The organism is Streptomyces sp. NPDC004629 (assembly GCF_042873595.1).
Taxonomy (GTDB): Bacteria; Actinomycetota; Actinomycetes; order Streptomycetales; family Streptomycetaceae; genus Streptomyces.
Window position 1 is genome coordinate 62,889 of the sequence record NZ_JBIALO010000007.1, and the last position, 14,684, is coordinate 77,572.

Consider the following 14,684-nt stretch of genomic DNA (forward strand, 5'->3'; position numbering starts at 1 on the left):
GATCGGATGATCTCAGCAACCGTGGGCAGGGGCGCGGTACTCGGAGCGGTGACGCTGTCGCTGCTCGGCGTGCCCGCACAGGCCGTGCCCGGCCAGGCCCGCGCCGAGGCCACGGCCGCGCTGCCGGCCCCGGACACCGCGGCGCTGCGCGAGGTGCTGCGCTCGGCGGTGACGCAGGGCGCCCCCGGCGCCATGGCCCGGATCGACGACAGCGGAGCCTTGTACACGGCGGCGCGGGGCTTCGCCGACCGGGGCACCCAGCGGGCCATCGACGTCACCGACCGCTTCCGTGTCGGCAGCGTCACCAAGACCTTCTCGGCCGTCGTGCTGCTGCAACTGATGGACGAGCGCAAGCTCAGCCTCGACGCGTCCGTCAACCGCTACCTGCCCGGCCTGCTGCCCGACGACCGGATCACGGTGCGGCACCTGCTGAGCCACCGCAGCGGCCTGTACGACTACACCAACGACCTGTTCGCGAAGACCGTCTCCGGCTTCGAGGCGGTGCGCCACAAGGTCTACACCTACCGCCAGTTGGTGAACCTCTCCCTGAAGCAGCCGCGCACCAACGCCCCGGGCGCCGCCTACTCCTACTCGAACACCAACTTCGTGGTGGCCGGGATGCTGATCGAGAAGCTCACCGGGCACTCGGTGCGCTCCGCGTACGAGAAGCGCATCTTCAAGCCGCTGAAGCTGAACGACACCTCCTACGTGCACCCCGACGTGAAGATCCCGGGCCGTTACGCCCGCGGCTACCTCACCCCCGACAGGGCCGGGGCCGCCCTGGTCGACTCGACCGAGCAGACCGCCTCCTGGGCGCAGAGCGCGGGGGCCATCATCTCCAGCCCCCGGGACCTCAACACCTTCCTGTCGGCGCTCGCCGGCGGCAAGCTGCTCTCGTCCGCCGCGCTCGCGGAGATGGAACGCTTCACAAAGGTGAACAGCACGACGGCGTACGGTCTGGGGCTGCGCCGCCGCGACCTGTCCTGCGGCGTCTCGGTCTACGGCCACACGGGCGTCGTCCAGGGCTACTACACCTACGCCTTCACCAGCAAGGACGGCCGGCGCAGCGTGACGGCGCTCGCCAACACCTCGAACAACACCACGGTGCTCAACACGATGGCGGGCACGCTGGAGTCGGCGTTCTGTGGAAAGCAGTCGAATCCGAAGCGGGCCAAGGCGGTCTTCGAACGCGCCGAGGACGTCGCTCCCTCGGTGGTGCGTCACTGAGCGACCCGCGGGAACCCTCGTGCGCCGCCCGGGCGTTGTCCACAGGGACCCACCGGGCCCGATCCTCCACTTCTCCTGGGCGGCGCGATGAGCGAGCTGGTACCCGGGGGCAATCTGCCCCTGCCGGACGGCATGCTGACCCTGCGGGTGCCCGGCCCCTTCGACGTGTCCGCCCTCGTCACCGGTGCGAGCGGAAAGGTCGGCGGCGACGCCGACTTCGTGTTCTACAACCAGCCGGACGCCCCGGGCGTCCGGCTGCGCGGCGACACGCTGAGCGTGGAACCGGCCCGGCTGCGTGCGGGGGCGGTCCGGGTCACCGTGGCCGTCAGCGCCGCCGAGCCCGGCACGCCCCTCGGCCGGCTGCCCGCCGCCGCCCTGCGGGTCAGCGACCGACAGGGCCGTCCCCTCGCCCGGTTCGAACCGCCGCGCCCCGGGCCCGAGACGGTGCTGCTGCTCGCCGAGCTGTACCGCCGGGGCGCGGTCTGGAAACTCCGGGCGATCGGGCAGGGGTACGCCGACGGACTGGCCGGGCTCGCCCGGGACTTCGGGGTGGAGGTGAGCGACGATGCCCCGGCGCCGGCTGCCCCGGCCGCCGCACCCAGCGACCTCACCACCTCCGCCGCACCCGCCGGCCTCACCGCCCCCGGCGCACCCGCCTCCGGCCCCACCGCCACACCCAGCGGCCTCACCATTTCCGCCGCACCCGCCTCCGGCCTCACCGCCGCACCCGCCGGCCTCACCACCTCCGCCGCACCCGCCTCCGGCCGCGCCACCCCCGGCGCCGGCCTCACCGCCCCCGGCGCGCCCGGCCTCGCCGTCTCGTCCGCGCCCGATCCGGAGGGCTGTCTCGCCCTCGTCAACCCCGCCCGCGCCCGGGCAGGTGCGCCGCCCGTGGTCCTCGACGCCCGGCTGACCGCCGCCGCGCGCGCCCATGCGGTCACGATGGCCGAGGCGGGCCGCCTCGCCACCGACAGCCGGGACGGCACCTCGCTCCACCAGCGGATCACCGCGACCGGATTCGCGTACGCGACGGTCGGCGAGCACCTGGTCTCGGGACCGCGCACCCCCGCCGAGTTCGTCGCCTACTGCCTGCGCACCGAGCAGGCCCGGCGCACTCTCCAGGACCCGGCCCTCACCCACGCCGGACTCGCGTACGCCATCGGCCCCCGCACGGGCGACACCTACTGGACGGCGGTGTGGGCCAGGCCCCTCACCCCTGAGAACCTGGCGCGCACCCGCGCGGACGTGGTCGAGCTGACCAACCGCGAGCGGGGTCGGGCGCGGCTCGCGCCCCTGGCCGTGGATCCGCGGCTCACGGCCGCCGCGCAGGCGCACAGCGCGGACATGGTGGCCCGCGACTTCTACTCCCACACCTCGCCCGAGGGCACGCAGCCGTGGGACCGGGCCGCCGCCGCGGGCTCCCGGCGGCGCACGATCGGCGAGAACATCGCCTGCGGTCAGCGCTCCGCCGCCGAGGTGGTGGAGGGCTGGATGAACAGTCCGGGCCACCGCGCCAACATCCTGAAGCCGGACTTCACCCACATCGGCGTCGGCTTCGTCGGGGGCGGCCGGACGGGCACGTACTGGACGCAGCTCTTCGGTGCCTGAGCGCGACCGTACGACCACACTGCGTGATCTTGGCGGAACGGAGCGCTCCGGGACACCATGCCCCCATGAAGGGTGATCTCTTTTCCAGTGAGCACATGGTGCGCCCGGCCGTCGAGCCCGGCATGTCCGTCGAGAACGCCAAGTGCATCAAGTACGCGGTAGACGGCGAGATGCTCGCCCGCCAGGGGGCGATGATCGCGTACCGCGGCGGCCTCCAGTTCGAACGCAAGGGCCAGGGCGTGGGCGGCATGCTCAAGCGCGCGGTCACCGGGGAGGGACTGCCCCTGATGACGGTGCGCGGGCAGGGCGAGGCGTGGTTCGCGCACGAGGCGCAGAACTGCTTCGTCGTCGAGGTCGAGCCCGGCGACCAGTTCACCGTCAACGGCCGCAACGTGCTGTGCTTCGACGCCTCGCTCTCCTACGAGATCAAGACCGTCAAGGGTGCCGGCATGACCGGGGGCGGCCTGTTCAACAGCGTCTTCAGCGGGCAGGGCCGGCTCGGCCTGGTCTGCGAGGGCACCCCGCTGGTCATCCCGGTCGCCCCGCAGTACCCGGTGTACGTGGACACGGACGCGGTGGTCGGCTGGACCGCGCGGCTTCAGACCTCGCTGCACCGCTCGCAGTCCGTCGGCTCGATGCTGCGCGGCGGTTCCGGCGAGGCGGTGCAACTGCTGCTCCAGGGCGAGGGGTATGTCGTGGTGCGTCCGAGCGAGGCGACCCCGCAGAAGGCACAGCACTGACGCGCCCGCCGGCGCGGGCCGCGCGGCCCGCGCCGGCCCCGGGCGGTCTTGATCCGTTCGAAGGGAGTTGACCTGCCCGGCGCCCCCGGGTGAAGGTGCCCATCGGCGCGGTTTCCCCCGCCCTCCACCGCGCCGGAAAGGGTGACAGCCTTGATCGGCATCCCGGACATCGAAGCCGCGGCGCACACCATCGCCCCTCACGTCGTACGCACCCCGACCGTGCCGAGTCCCGGCCTGTCCGCGCTGCTCGGCGCCCCGGTCACCGCGAAGCTCGAACTGCTCCAGCGCACCGGCTCCTTCAAGGCGCGCGGTGCCACGGCGAAACTGCTGTCGCTGAGCGAGGCCGAGCGCGCGGCCGGGGTGGTCGCGGTCAGCGGCGGCAACCATGGCGTCGCCCTCGCGGTGATGGCCGCCGCCCTCGATGTGAAGGCGACGGTCGTCATGCCTCGGACCGCGCCCGCGCGTTCGATCGGGATCGCACGGGAGGCCGGGGCGACAGTCCGGCTGACCGACGGCATGGACAGCGCGTTCACGCTGGTGAAGGAGTTGCGGGACGAAGGTCTTACCCTGGTCCACCCGTTCGACGACCCCCTCGTGATCGCCGCGCAGGGCACGGTCGGGCTGGAGTTCGCGGACGACGCCGACGAGCTGACCGACGTGATCGTCAGCATCGGCGGCGGCGGGCTGATCGCCGGGGTGGCCGCGGCGCTGCGCGCCCGCCGGCCTGACGTGCGGGTGTGGGGTGTGGAGACGGAGGGCGCCCAGGCCATGTCCGAGGCGCTGGCCGCGGGCGGGCCGGTGCCGGTCACGCTGTCCTCGGTGGTCACCACGCTGAGCGCCCCGTCCGTGTCGCGGCTGACCTACGACCATGTCAGCGCGTTGGTCGAGGAGGTCCTGGTGGTGTCCGACCGGGAGGCCGTGCGGGGCTGTCTCGACCTCGCCGAGCACGCCAAGGTGTGGGCCGAGCCGGCCGCCGGCTGCCTGCTGCCCGCGGCCCGTCGGGTACGGGAGCGGGCGGGCGACGGCGCGCGGCTCGGACTGGTGGTGTGCGGGGGCAATGCGACGCCCGGGGAACTCATGGGCCTGGCGGAGCGGTTCGGGCTGCGCTGACGGGCGGCCCGGCGCCGCGATACCCGCCGCCTTCACCTGTGGGACAGCCCGCGGAAACCGCCCGTTCGACCGGAACGCGCGGGCCACGCCGACGGGTTGAACAAACGGCGGGAATCGCCCCCGAGTTGCGGCCGCGTTGAACACTGGGCGTCGCGCCCCGCGTACTCCTGGGAAAGACCGCGCAGGGGTTCAGCGAGGGATGGCCATGGCCAAGACACACGTCCGCGCGCACGAGTGGGTGGCCGGACGGTACCGGCTCCTGGAGGTCGTCCAGCGCGGGACCAACCGCGTCTGCTGGTACGCCGAGGACGTCGGGACGGGCCGGCCCCGCCTGGTGACCCGGGTGGAGCTGCCGGCGGACGGGACGCCGGAGACCGGGCGGCGGACCGCCGCCCGGCTGCTGCGCACCTGCGGGGTCATGGCGCGACTGCGGCCCGGCCGGGTCGCCGCGGTCGTCGACGCGGTCGAGGAGGCGGGCGCGCTGTGGACGGTCGCCGAGTGGATCGACGGCACACCCCTGGACGAACTCCTCGCCCGGCAGGGCGCGCTTCCCTACCCGCGGGCCGCCCGGATCGGCCTCGAACTGCTCGACGTACTGGAGGCCGCGCACGGCGAGGGCGTCACCCACGGCGAACTCAGCCCCGGCCAGGTCTTCGTCCGGGACGAGGGCCCGGTCGTGGTCACGGGGTTCGGCTGGGCGGGCACCACCCTCGTCCCCCGGGTCACCGCACCGTCGTATGCCTCCCCCGAGCAGGCCCGCGACCAGCGGATCGGCCCGGCCGCCGACCTGTGGGCGCTCGGCGCCATCCTCTACACCATGACCGAGGGCCGGCCGCCGTTCCGTGACCGGGGCGGGCCCGAGGCCACGCTCGGGGGTGTGGACCGGCTGCCGCTGCGCACGCCGCTGCGCGCGGGCCCGCTGACGTCGGCGGTGCAGGGGCTGCTGCGCAAGGAGTCATGGGAGCGGCTGCCGCGGACCGAGGTCCGCGAGGCCCTGACCCGCGTGCTCGCCGAGGACACGGGGGACGGTGCGCCGACCGGTCCCGGGTCCCGGCCGCGCGTCCGCCGGGGACGGAGCGGACGGGCCCTGGCCGCGGGGACCGCGCTGGCCGTCGTCACCGTGTCCGGGGCCGTCCTGTACGCGACCCGGGGCCTGCCCGCGACCGAGCCCTCCGCCGCCGCCCCGCCGCCCGAGACGTCCGCCGCGGCCACCCCCACCGGCTCCTCCCCCGCAGCCCGCCCCACCGGCTCCTCTCCCGCGGCCACCACCGCCCCGACCGCCTCCGCCACCGCGCCCGCCCGCCCCGGGCCGGGCGTCCTGCCGAACGGCTACCGCGGCCACACCGCCCCGGAGGGCTTCACCGTGGCCCTGCCCGACGGCTGGAAGCGGCTGCGCACCACACGCGGCAGCGACCTCTCCTACCGCGTCACCTACGGACCGGGCGGATCCGACCCGCGCACCCTGGCCGTCACCTACAGCCGGCGGCTCGGCCCGGACCCGGTCGCCGTCTGGCGGGACGACGTGCAGCCCGGCCTGGAGCGGATCGGTGGCTTCCGGCGGATCGGCGCCATCAGGGCGAGCACGTACCAGGGGTACGAGGCCGCCGACATGGAATGGCTCTCGGGTACCGGAAGCGACCGGGTGCGCACCTTCGGCCGGGGTTTCCTGCTCGGCGGCCACCACGGCTACTCGCTGCGCTTCACGACCGCGGCCGGCGCCTGGGACGCCGCCGACAGCCGGTCCGCCCTCACCACGTTCCTGCGCACGTTCCGCGCGCCGAAGGACTGAGCCGCCCTCACCGGACCGCGTGAACGCCGGAGGCCGGCGAGGCGAGTTGCGCGGGATGCGGGGCGCGGGAAATTCCGGCACCCGACTGAGCAACTTGCGCTCCACAGGGGTACTAGAAGGCACTACGTCGACCGTCCTGGGAGGTGCTGAGGTGGCATCCCGTGTGCACAAGACCCTGGTGGTGCAACTCCGGGCGGGCGGCACGGACCGCTTCCCCGTGCTCGCCCATCTGACCTACGACGCCGGTGATCCGTTCGCCGTCACGGCGGTGTTCGCACACGACGGCCATGTCCTCGCCCGCTGGCGGCTGGACCGCGAGATGCTGGCCGACGGCCTGCGTGGGCCGGTGGGCATGGGCGACGTGCGGCTGCGCCCGGTCTCCACCGGGATGTGGCAGGAACTGCGCATCGACCTCCTCGGCGACGTCAGGCCCGACGGCGGCCGGCACCACGCGGTGGTGTTCGCATGGGCGCCCGCCGTCGCCGCGTTCCTGCGGGAGACCCGCGAGGTCGTGCCGCCGGGGCGGGAGGAGGTGCCGGTCGACGATGTCGTGGCCGAGATCCTCGCCGCGGGCTGAGCGGCGCGCCTCATATGCGGGCTCAGCGCGAGGTGTGGCGGCGGCGCACCCACAGCGGTACCAGGTACCAGCACAGGACGTACCAGGCCACCACCGCGGCCACCAGCCACACCACGGCGGGGTGGTGCTTCGTGGCCACCCGGAGGATCAGCAGCAGCGAGGCGGACATGGTGGCCAGCAGCAGGAACAGGCCGACGAAGGTGAGCCGGGACGCCCAGTCGACCGCCCGGGGTTTCACGCGTCGCCCCGAGACGATGCGGTGCAGCGAGACCGGTCCGATCAGGGCGCCGGTGGCGCAGGCGCCGAGCACGACGGTCACCGTGTAGATGACCCGGTCGGCGTGGGCCAAGTGGTCGTACTTGCCGCTGAAGACGACGGTGAGCAGGAAGCCGAACAGGATCTGCACACCCGTCTGGGCGACGCGGACCTCCTGGATGAGGTCGCCCCACATCCGGTCGGCCCGTTCCTCCGCGCTCTCGTCCCGCCCCGTCCGGCCACCCGCCTGCGTCATGCGGTGCGGGTAACCGCACCACCGGTCGTTCAAACGGCGGAGGCACCTACCAGCGGTCCTCCACCCGGGCCTTGATCCGGCGCTCGTACAGGGCCCCGATCGCCGCGAGGGTCTGCGCGGACAGGGGCGGCAGTCCGGCGGCGGCCGCGTTGGCACGGGCCTGGTCGGGCGTGCGGGCGCCCGGGATCACGGTGGTCACGCCCGGCTGTTCGACGATCCAGCGCAGGGCGAGCTGGGCCGGTGTGTATCCCTCGGGGGCGAGGGCGGCGAACTCACCGGCGGCCTCGACGCCGGTGTCGTAGTCGACGCCGGAGAACGTCTCACCCTGGTCGAAGGCTTCGCCGTGCCGGTTGAACGTGCGGTGGTCGTTGGCGGCGAAGACCGTGTCCTTGGTGTACTTGCCGGACAGCAGGCCGGAGGCCAGCGGCACCCGCGCGATGATGCCGACGCCCGCCTCCCGGGCGGCGGGGAGCACCTGGCGCAACGGCTTCATGCGCAGCGGGTTGAGGATGATCTGCACGCTCGCCACGTTCGGCCGGGCGATCGCGGTCAGTGCCTCGGCGCAGGTCTCCACGCTGACGCCGTACGCGGCGATCCGCTCCTCGGCGACCAGGGTGTCCAGCGCGTCGAAAACCTCGTCCGAGGAGTACACGGGCGTCGGCGGGCAGTGCAGTTGCACCAGGTCGATGCGGTCGACTTCGAGGTTGCGCCGCGAACGGTCGTTCCACGCGCGGAAGTTGTCCAGAACGTAGTTCTGCGGGATCTGGTCGACGCGGCGGCCCATCTTCGTGGCCACCAGCACCCGCAGGTCCGGCCTGCCGCGCAGGAAGCCGGCGATGGTCTGCTCGCTGCGTCCGTCGCCGTAGACGTCGGCCGTGTCGAAGAAGGTCACTCCCGATTCGGCCGCCGCCTCCAGCACGGCGCGGGCCTCCTTGTCGTCCACGTCGCCCCAGTCGGCGCCCAGCTGCCATGTGCCGAGGCCGACGACCGATGCCCGCTGCCCCGACCTGCCGATTACGCGTTCGTCCATACGGTCAGTCTGTCATCCGCCGCCGACCCGCACGGAACGGCCCGCTCCGCGGCGCACCACGGGCCGGCCCGGACCGGTCCTCGGGACCCGACCGGGCCTGCGCGACGGGCCCGTTGGGATCGTGACCGGCGGTGCGGGGTGTGGGTCGCGGGCGATGCCGTACATGACACCGACCGACGAGCGCGGCGAGGGCGCGTTCGCCGTCCGGGCCCGCGTCGGGGCCGGTGAGCCGGCCGGCCCGGCGGTCACCGGGCGCGGACGGCGGCGCGCGGCACGTCGCCGTAGCCGCCGCGCGGTGCGTGTGCAGCGCGCGGCCGGTCGGGCCTCGGTGGTGCGCCGCCGCGGGCCGCGGCCGGTCAGGCCTCGGTGGTGCGGCACTCCGGGTGGCCCCAGCCCTGGGGGTTCTTGGCGATGGGCTCGCCGGCCGCGTAGGGGCGGCCGCACACGCAGCGGCCGGCGAACTTGGCCTTGATGGTGCGGGCGGAGGATCCGCCGCCGGACCGGCGGGGCGCCTTGCGCCGGGGGGCCGCGGACGGGGTGTCGGGCGACGGCGGCGGCTGGGGCGAGCCGAGGGCGCTGCCCGCCGGCTCCTGGGCCAGGGCCGCCTGGCTGGCCGCCCGGTCGGCGAAGTCGTTCAGCGGGTCGCCGTCGACCTGATGGGCGGGGACGTAGCGGAAATCGACCGTGCGGCCTTCCAGCAGCCCGTCGATGCGCACCACCAGGTCCTGGTTGGCGACGGGCTTGCCGGCCGCCGTACGCCAGCCGTTGCGTTTCCAGCCGGGCAGCCAGGTGGTGACGGCCTTCATCGCGTACTGCGAGTCCATCCGGACCTCAAGCGGGACGCCGGGATCGGTCGCGGCCAGCAGGCGTTCCAGGGCGGTCAGTTCGGCGACGTTGTTGGTGGCCCTGCCGAGCGGTCCCGCCGCCCAGCGGGCCGGCGCCTCCGCCTCGTCGGACACCACCCAGGCCCAGCCGGCCGGGCCGGGGTTCCCCTTGCACGCCCCGTCGCACGCGGCCACCACACGTTCACGCATGGGCACGATCATGCCATGGCCGCGCGGGCCGTCCGTGCGGGGCCGGTCGCGGAGGGCGGTGACCGGGCCGAAGTGACCGCGGAGCCGTCCCGGCGGCGGCTCGCGCGCCGAACCGGCCTGCCTGCCCGAGACTGGAAGCGGCGGGCGGGCTGCGACGGGACGGGGCACGGCATGACGGACTCGACGGCGGCAGGCACGATGCGGGCGTGGTCGGTGACCGCTCCGGGGCCGGTGGAGGGGGAACCCCTCCACCTCGTGACCCGGCCGGTGCCGGTCCCCGGGGACGACGAACTGCTGGTGCGGGTGCGTGCCTGCGGGGTGTGCCGCACCGACCTGCATGTCACCGAGGGGGACCTGCCGGTGCACCGGCCCGGGGTGACACCCGGGCACGAGGTGGTCGGGGAGGTGGCCGGGGCGGGCGCGGCCGTCGAGGGCTTCACCGTGGGCGACCGGGTGGGTGTGGCCTGGCTGCGGCGCACCGACGGCACCTGCGCCTACTGCCGGCGGGGCGCGGAGAACCTGTGCCCGCGGTCCGAGTACACCGGCTGGGACGCGGACGGCGGGTACGCCGAGTACACGACCGTGCCGGCCGCGTTCGCCTACCGGCTGCCGGAGGCCGTCGCGGACGTGGTGCTGGCGCCGCTGCTGTGCGCCGGGATCATCGGCTACCGCGCGCTGCGCAGGGCCGCGCTGCCGCCGGCCGGCCGGCTCGGCCTGTACGGCTTCGGGGGCAGCGCGCATCTGTGCGCGCAGGTGGCGCTCGCCCAGGGCGCCACGGTGCACGTCCTGACCCGCGGCGCGCAGTCCCGGCGGCTCGCCCTGGACCTGGGTGCCGCCTCGGCGCGCGACGCGTACGAGGCGCCGCCCGAGCCGCTGGACTCCGCCGTCCTGTTCGCCCCGGTGGGCGATCTGGTGCCGGTCGCCCTGCGGGCGCTCGACCGGGGCGGTGTGCTGTCCGTCGCGGGCATCCACCTCAGCGATGTGCCGGCGCTGCACTACGAGACCGACCTGTTCTACGAGAAGGAGCTGCGCAGCGTCACCTCCAACACCCGTGCGGACGGCCGGGAGTTCCTGGACCTGGCCGCGCGGCACGCAGTCCACGCGACGACCCACCCCTATCCGCTCTCGCGGGCCCCGCAGGCGCTCAGGGACCTCAAGGCCGGCCGCTTCGACGGTGCGGCGGTCCTGGTCAACGACTTCTCCTGAACCCGAGCGCCGGCCACGACCACCGGGTCCGGACCGCGGCCGGGCAGGTCGTGCCCGGTCCGCTCCCCCGGCGTCCCGCGCCGCCGACGGACGTCGGCGCAGGGCGCCCGGACCGGGCACGGGTCCGGGCGGGTCACTCGCCGGCGTGCGCCTTCCTCAGCTCGGCGATGTCGAGCTTGCTCATCGCGTACATGGCCCGGGTGGTGCGGAGCGCCTTCTCCGGGTCGGCGTCGTTGAGCATCTCGACGAGCCCGTCCGGGACCACCTGCCAGGAGACGCCGAACCTGTCCTTGAGCCAGCCGCAGGGCCCTGCCGTGCCGCCGTGCTCGGTGAGTTTCGCCCAGTAGTGGTCGACCTCCTCCTGGTCCGCGCAGAGGACCTGGAAGGAGATCGACTCGTTGAAGACGAACTCCGGGCCGCCGTTCAGCGCGACGAACTTCTGGCCGTTGGCGGTGAACTCGACGGTGACGACGGAGCCGGCCGGGCCGGGACCGGCCTCGTTGTAGCGGCCGATCCGGCCGATGCTGGAGTTCTTGAAGATCGACACGTAGTGGTGGGCGGCCTCCTCGGCCTGCCCGTCGAACCAGAGACAGGTGGTGAATCCGTCGGCGGTCATGGGTACCTCCTGGGACGTGGAACACGGTCACCCATACCGACCGTCCCACGCCACGAAACTCATCGGCCCGCGATCCGGCACGTCCCGCGGAGCGTCAGGCGGCCAGGCACAGCCCCCGGGTGGGCGCGGCGGACGGGCGGCGGGCCGCGGCGGTCTGCCGGGCCAGCTCGCTGTGGGCCCGGGACAGCAGGTCACCGAGGCCCAGCCCGAGCGCCCGGGCCGCCGCCGCGAGGACCTCGGAGGATGCCTCCTTGCGTCCGCGTTCGACCTCGGAGAGGTACGGCAGGGAGATCCGGGCCGTGTCGGCGACGTCCTTCAGCGTGCGCTCCTGCGCCTGGCGCTCACGGCGCAGGACGTCCCCGACCAGGTCGCGCCACAGGGGTTCGCCGGGCGCGGGGGCCGGGGTGTCGGGGCGGTCGGCCCGGGGACGCAGGGGCACGACTCGGGCATCGTTCGGCGTGTGGCTGCTCATCCGATCAGCCTAGAGTTCCCGGGAGGCCGGGAAGGGGCCCGGTGTTGTGCCCTGGGTGGAATCGTGGGCGGAAAGGGGTCCGGGGACCGTGCTGCGAGACACGTTCGACGAGGCCGCCGAGCTGTATGAGCGGGCGCGGCCCCGCTATCCGCGGTCGCTGGTGGCGGCCCTCGGCCGGCAGGCGGGCATCGGCTCGGGCAGCCGGGTGCTGGAGATCGGCCCGGGGACGGGCAAGCTCACCGTCGACCTGGCCGAGGCGGGCTGCCGGATCACCGCCGTGGAACTGGGCCCGGCGCTCGCAGCCGTCGCCCGGCGACGGCTGCGGGCCCACCCGACGGCGAAGGTCGTGGTGGCCGATTTCGAGCGGTGGGAGCTGCCGGCCGAGCCGTTCGACGCGGTGGTGTGCGCGACCGCGTTCCACTGGATCGACCCGGCGCTGCGCGTGGTGAAGGCGGCTCGGGCGCTGCGCCCCGGCGGGTGTCTCGCCCTGGTCACGACCCACCATGTCGCGGGCGGCACCGAGGAGTTCTTCGAGCGGGCGCAGCGGTGCTACGAGCGCTGGGACCCGGCCACCCGGCCGGGTCTGCGGCTCGTCCCGGAGTCCGAAACGGCCACGGACAACCGTGAGTTGACCGATTCACCGGACTTCGGCGACGTCACGGTGACCGGGCATCCGCAGGAGATCACATATACGTCCGACGCCTACGTCGACCTCCTGCTCACCTACTCCAACCACCGGGCGATGGAGGGGGCCGGCCGGCGTGGACTGCTGTCCTGCATCCGCGAGTTGATCGACACACGGTACGGCGGCAGCATCACCAAGCGGTATCTGCACGAGCTGATCACGACGCGCCGCCGGACGGACTGAGTCCCGCGGCACCCATTTCGCGCCACGCCGTCGCACGGGGCGCATGCCCCGATGAGCCTCGGGTAGGCGAACCGCGAACGAGGAATGGCGTGCCGGTTCACGGGTACCGGAGCCGGCACGACAGGGCACTTGGACCGCGGTCGCGGCACCCGCGCCGCGGATCCGGACAACGCACGGGACGTTCGTGGGGAGAGGGCAATGGACACCGCCGGGATCCGGTCGGAAGCAGTCGTCGTCGAGAAGACCGCCGAGGACGGAGCGGGCGAGCAGCCACTGCCGGGGATCGAGGATCCGAAGTCGGTAGCGCCGCGTGACGCGCGGGAACTGTCACGCCAGTTCTTCCAGCGACTGACAGAGCTGGAGGAGGGCACGCCGGAGTACCAGTACGCGCGCAACACGCTCATCGAGATGAACATGTCGCTGGTGCGGTTCGCGGCCGGCCGGTTCCGGGGCCGCGGCGACGACATGGAGGACATCGTCCAGACCGGGATGATCGGTCTGATCAAGGCGATCGACCGGTTCGAACTGTCCCGTGAGGTGGAGTTCACCTCGTTCGCGGTGCCGTACATCGTCGGCGAGATCAAGCGGTTCTTCCGCGACACCACCTGGGCGGTGCATGTGCCGCGGCGGCTTCAGGAGTTGCGTGTCGAACTCGCCAAGGCCCGTGAGGAGTTGTCCAGCCGGCTGGACCGCGATCCGACGGCCGCGGAGCTGGCCGCGCTGATGGACATCTCCGAGGACGAGGTGGTCGAGGGTCAACTGGCCGCCAACGGGTACAACTCCGCGTCTCTGGACGCGGCGCTCACCGGTGACGGCCCGGAGGACGGCGAGGCGGTCCTCGCCGACTTCATCGGCATCGAGGAGGAGGGGCTGCGGCTGGTCGAGGACTTCCAGTCCCTGGCCCCGCTGATCGAGGACCTCGGCGAGCGCGACCGGCAGATCCTGCATCTGCGGTTCGTGGAGGAGGCCACCCAGGCGGAGATCGGCGAGCGGCTCGGTTGCTCGCAGATGCATGTCTCACGTCTGATCAAGCGGGTCATCGCCCGGCTGCGCCGGGGCATGCTGGGCGAACTCGGCTACGCCTGAGGCCGGGATCGGCGCCGCGCCCCGGCCGGGCGGATCGGTGGCCTCAGCGGGCCAGGGTGAGCAGGGCGCGTACCCGTTTGCCGACGGGTACGCGCTCGGCGGTCACCTCGGCGGCCAGGGCGTGCACGATCTCCAGGCCGTGCCGTCCGACGCGTTCTGGGTCACGCGGGTAGCGCCGGGGCAGTGCCACGCTGCTGTCGTAGACGGAGACCGTGACCGCCGCGTCGGTGCCCTCCAGCTCCAGGATGTACGGGCCGTTGCTGTGCCGGTCGGCGTTGGTGACCAACTCGCTGACCACCAGGAGCAGTTCCCCGTCGGTACGGTCGTCGATGGTGGCCCGCCAGGCGGTCCTGAGCTGTTGGAGGAAGAGCGCGGCGAAGGACCGTGCCGCTGCGATGCATCCCGGCTCGCCGGTGTAGTGCGCCGCCCGCCGAAGCGGTTCCACGGGCACATCGAAACCAGTCGATATCACTGCCCCGTCCAGGTGCTCGTACATCTTGTCTCTCTCGGAGGCCGATCTGGCCGGTCACTGCTGCTTCAGTGCTCGTACCCCGAGCGGGACCCCGCAGTCCCGTCGCGCGTTCGCCCACCGCGCACAGCGGAGATCATGACGGCACCGAGGGACACCTGGAGGGTATCCGGTCCGGGGGCGGCGGACCGGGCCCACCGGCGAACCCCGGCGCAGGCCCGTTCGGCGGGGCCGCCGCCGAGGGCCGGGCGGGCGGTGGCCCGCGACCGCGGCCCGGACGGCACACCCCGCGGCCCGGACGGCGCACCCCGCGGACGGACCACCGAGCGGGCGGCCGGCCC

General features: G+C 73.8%; 15 protein-coding genes. 9 read left to right on the forward strand and 6 right to left on the reverse strand.

The window, feature by feature from the left end:
• Nucleotides 1–6: 6 nt before the first annotated feature.
• The 6 genes from ACFYTE_RS12400 to ACFYTE_RS12425 all read left to right on the forward strand — a co-directional run bounded on the left by ACFYTE_RS12400 (nt 7) and on the right by ACFYTE_RS12425 (nt 7,051).
• Nucleotides 7–1,227, forward strand: coding sequence for a serine hydrolase domain-containing protein (locus ACFYTE_RS12400; RefSeq protein WP_388708520.1), 1,221 nt, complete (start codon nt 7–9; stop codon nt 1,225–1,227).
• A gap of 87 nt (nt 1,228–1,314) precedes the next feature.
• Nucleotides 1,315–2,835, forward strand: a complete 1,521-nt coding sequence (locus ACFYTE_RS12405; protein ID WP_388708523.1) for a CAP domain-containing protein — start codon at nt 1,315–1,317, stop codon at nt 2,833–2,835.
• 65 nt (nt 2,836–2,900) lie between these two features.
• Entirely contained in the window at nt 2,901–3,575 is a 675-nt protein-coding gene (locus ACFYTE_RS12410; protein WP_388708525.1) for an AIM24 family protein, read from the forward strand.
• 150 nt (nt 3,576–3,725) lie between these two features.
• Nucleotides 3,726–4,685, forward strand: a complete 960-nt coding sequence (locus ACFYTE_RS12415; protein ID WP_388708527.1) for a threonine/serine dehydratase — start codon at nt 3,726–3,728, stop codon at nt 4,683–4,685.
• Nucleotides 4,686–4,884: 199 nt separating this feature from the next.
• Nucleotides 4,885–6,474, forward strand: a complete 1,590-nt coding sequence (locus tag ACFYTE_RS12420) for a serine/threonine protein kinase (protein WP_388708529.1) — start codon at nt 4,885–4,887, stop codon at nt 6,472–6,474.
• A gap of 151 nt (nt 6,475–6,625) precedes the next feature.
• Nucleotides 6,626–7,051: an SsgA family sporulation/cell division regulator gene (locus tag ACFYTE_RS12425; protein ID WP_388708532.1), complete on the forward strand. Its 426-nt coding sequence runs from the start codon at nt 6,626–6,628 to the stop codon at nt 7,049–7,051.
• 22 nt (nt 7,052–7,073) lie between these two features.
• Here ACFYTE_RS12425 and ACFYTE_RS12430 read toward each other — a convergent pair whose 3' ends face one another.
• The 3 genes from ACFYTE_RS12430 to ACFYTE_RS12440 all read right to left on the reverse strand — a co-directional run bounded on the left by ACFYTE_RS12430 (nt 7,074) and on the right by ACFYTE_RS12440 (nt 9,638).
• The gene (locus ACFYTE_RS12430) at nt 7,074–7,562 is read right to left on the reverse strand and encodes a DUF6328 family protein (protein ID WP_388708535.1); all 489 of its coding nucleotides are present in this window, start codon (nt 7,560–7,562) and stop codon (nt 7,074–7,076) included.
• 46 nt (nt 7,563–7,608) lie between these two features.
• Complete coding sequence (locus ACFYTE_RS12435; protein ID WP_388708537.1) at nt 7,609–8,592, reverse strand: aldo/keto reductase; 984 nt, start codon at nt 8,590–8,592, stop codon at nt 7,609–7,611.
• Between the two features lie 356 nt (nt 8,593–8,948).
• A complete protein-coding gene (locus ACFYTE_RS12440; RefSeq protein ID WP_388708540.1) occupies nt 8,949–9,638 on the reverse strand; it encodes a ribonuclease H in 690 nt (229 codons plus the stop codon).
• Nucleotides 9,639–9,824: 186 nt separating this feature from the next.
• On the opposite strand from ACFYTE_RS12440, the gene ACFYTE_RS12445 reads away from it, so the two are divergent.
• Nucleotides 9,825–10,832 carry a zinc-binding alcohol dehydrogenase family protein gene (locus ACFYTE_RS12445; protein ID WP_388709109.1) on the forward strand — a complete coding sequence of 336 codons (1,008 nt, stop codon included), beginning with the start codon at nt 9,825–9,827 and terminating at the stop codon, nt 10,830–10,832.
• Nucleotides 10,833–10,965: 133 nt separating this feature from the next.
• Here ACFYTE_RS12445 and ACFYTE_RS12450 read toward each other — a convergent pair whose 3' ends face one another.
• Both ACFYTE_RS12450 and ACFYTE_RS12455 read right to left on the reverse strand, forming a co-directional pair.
• Nucleotides 10,966–11,448 carry a VOC family protein gene (locus ACFYTE_RS12450; protein ID WP_388708543.1) on the reverse strand — a complete coding sequence of 161 codons (483 nt, stop codon included), beginning with the start codon at nt 11,446–11,448 and terminating at the stop codon, nt 10,966–10,968.
• A gap of 94 nt (nt 11,449–11,542) precedes the next feature.
• Entirely contained in the window at nt 11,543–11,920 is a 378-nt protein-coding gene (locus ACFYTE_RS12455; RefSeq protein ID WP_388708545.1) for a helix-turn-helix domain-containing protein, read from the reverse strand.
• A gap of 88 nt (nt 11,921–12,008) precedes the next feature.
• Between ACFYTE_RS12455 and ACFYTE_RS12460 the strand changes: the two genes are divergently transcribed.
• Both ACFYTE_RS12460 and ACFYTE_RS12465 read left to right on the forward strand, forming a co-directional pair.
• Nucleotides 12,009–12,788 (forward strand): class I SAM-dependent methyltransferase, encoded by a 780-nt coding sequence (locus ACFYTE_RS12460; RefSeq protein ID WP_388708548.1) that lies wholly within the window; start codon nt 12,009–12,011, stop codon nt 12,786–12,788.
• A 198-nt stretch (nt 12,789–12,986) separates the two neighbouring features.
• Entirely contained in the window at nt 12,987–13,874 is an 888-nt protein-coding gene (locus ACFYTE_RS12465; RefSeq protein ID WP_388708551.1) for an RNA polymerase sigma factor SigF, read from the forward strand.
• Nucleotides 13,875–13,917: 43 nt separating this feature from the next.
• On the opposite strand, the gene ACFYTE_RS12470 is transcribed toward ACFYTE_RS12465, so the two are convergent.
• Entirely contained in the window at nt 13,918–14,370 is a 453-nt protein-coding gene (locus tag ACFYTE_RS12470; RefSeq protein ID WP_388708554.1) for an ATP-binding protein, read from the reverse strand.
• Nucleotides 14,371–14,684 lie beyond the last annotated feature (314 nt).

Excerpts from the sequence above, each read along its gene's own strand:
- ACFYTE_RS12400 (WP_388708520.1), top strand. The coding sequence starts at position 7 with ATGATCTCAGCAACCGTGGGCAGGGGCGCGGTACTCGGAGCGGTGACG.
- ACFYTE_RS12405 (WP_388708523.1), top strand. The coding sequence starts at position 1,315 with ATGAGCGAGCTGGTACCCGGGGGCAATCTGCCCCTGCCGGACGGCATG.
- ACFYTE_RS12410 (WP_388708525.1), top strand. The coding sequence starts at position 2,901 with ATGAAGGGTGATCTCTTTTCCAGTGAGCACATGGTGCGCCCGGCCGTC.
- ACFYTE_RS12420 (WP_388708529.1), top strand. The coding sequence starts at position 4,885 with ATGGCCATGGCCAAGACACACGTCCGCGCGCACGAGTGGGTGGCCGGA.
- ACFYTE_RS12430 (WP_388708535.1), bottom strand. The coding sequence starts at position 7,562 with ATGACGCAGGCGGGTGGCCGGACGGGGCGGGACGAGAGCGCGGAGGAA.
- ACFYTE_RS12435 (WP_388708537.1), bottom strand. The coding sequence starts at position 8,592 with ATGGACGAACGCGTAATCGGCAGGTCGGGGCAGCGGGCATCGGTCGTC.
- ACFYTE_RS12440 (WP_388708540.1), bottom strand. The coding sequence starts at position 9,638 with ATGATCGTGCCCATGCGTGAACGTGTGGTGGCCGCGTGCGACGGGGCG.
- ACFYTE_RS12445 (WP_388709109.1), top strand. The coding sequence starts at position 9,825 with ATGCGGGCGTGGTCGGTGACCGCTCCGGGGCCGGTGGAGGGGGAACCC.
- ACFYTE_RS12450 (WP_388708543.1), bottom strand. The coding sequence starts at position 11,448 with ATGACCGCCGACGGATTCACCACCTGTCTCTGGTTCGACGGGCAGGCC.
- ACFYTE_RS12455 (WP_388708545.1), bottom strand. The coding sequence starts at position 11,920 with ATGAGCAGCCACACGCCGAACGATGCCCGAGTCGTGCCCCTGCGTCCC.
- ACFYTE_RS12465 (WP_388708551.1), top strand. The coding sequence starts at position 12,987 with ATGGACACCGCCGGGATCCGGTCGGAAGCAGTCGTCGTCGAGAAGACC.
- ACFYTE_RS12470 (WP_388708554.1), bottom strand. The coding sequence starts at position 14,370 with ATGTACGAGCACCTGGACGGGGCAGTGATATCGACTGGTTTCGATGTG.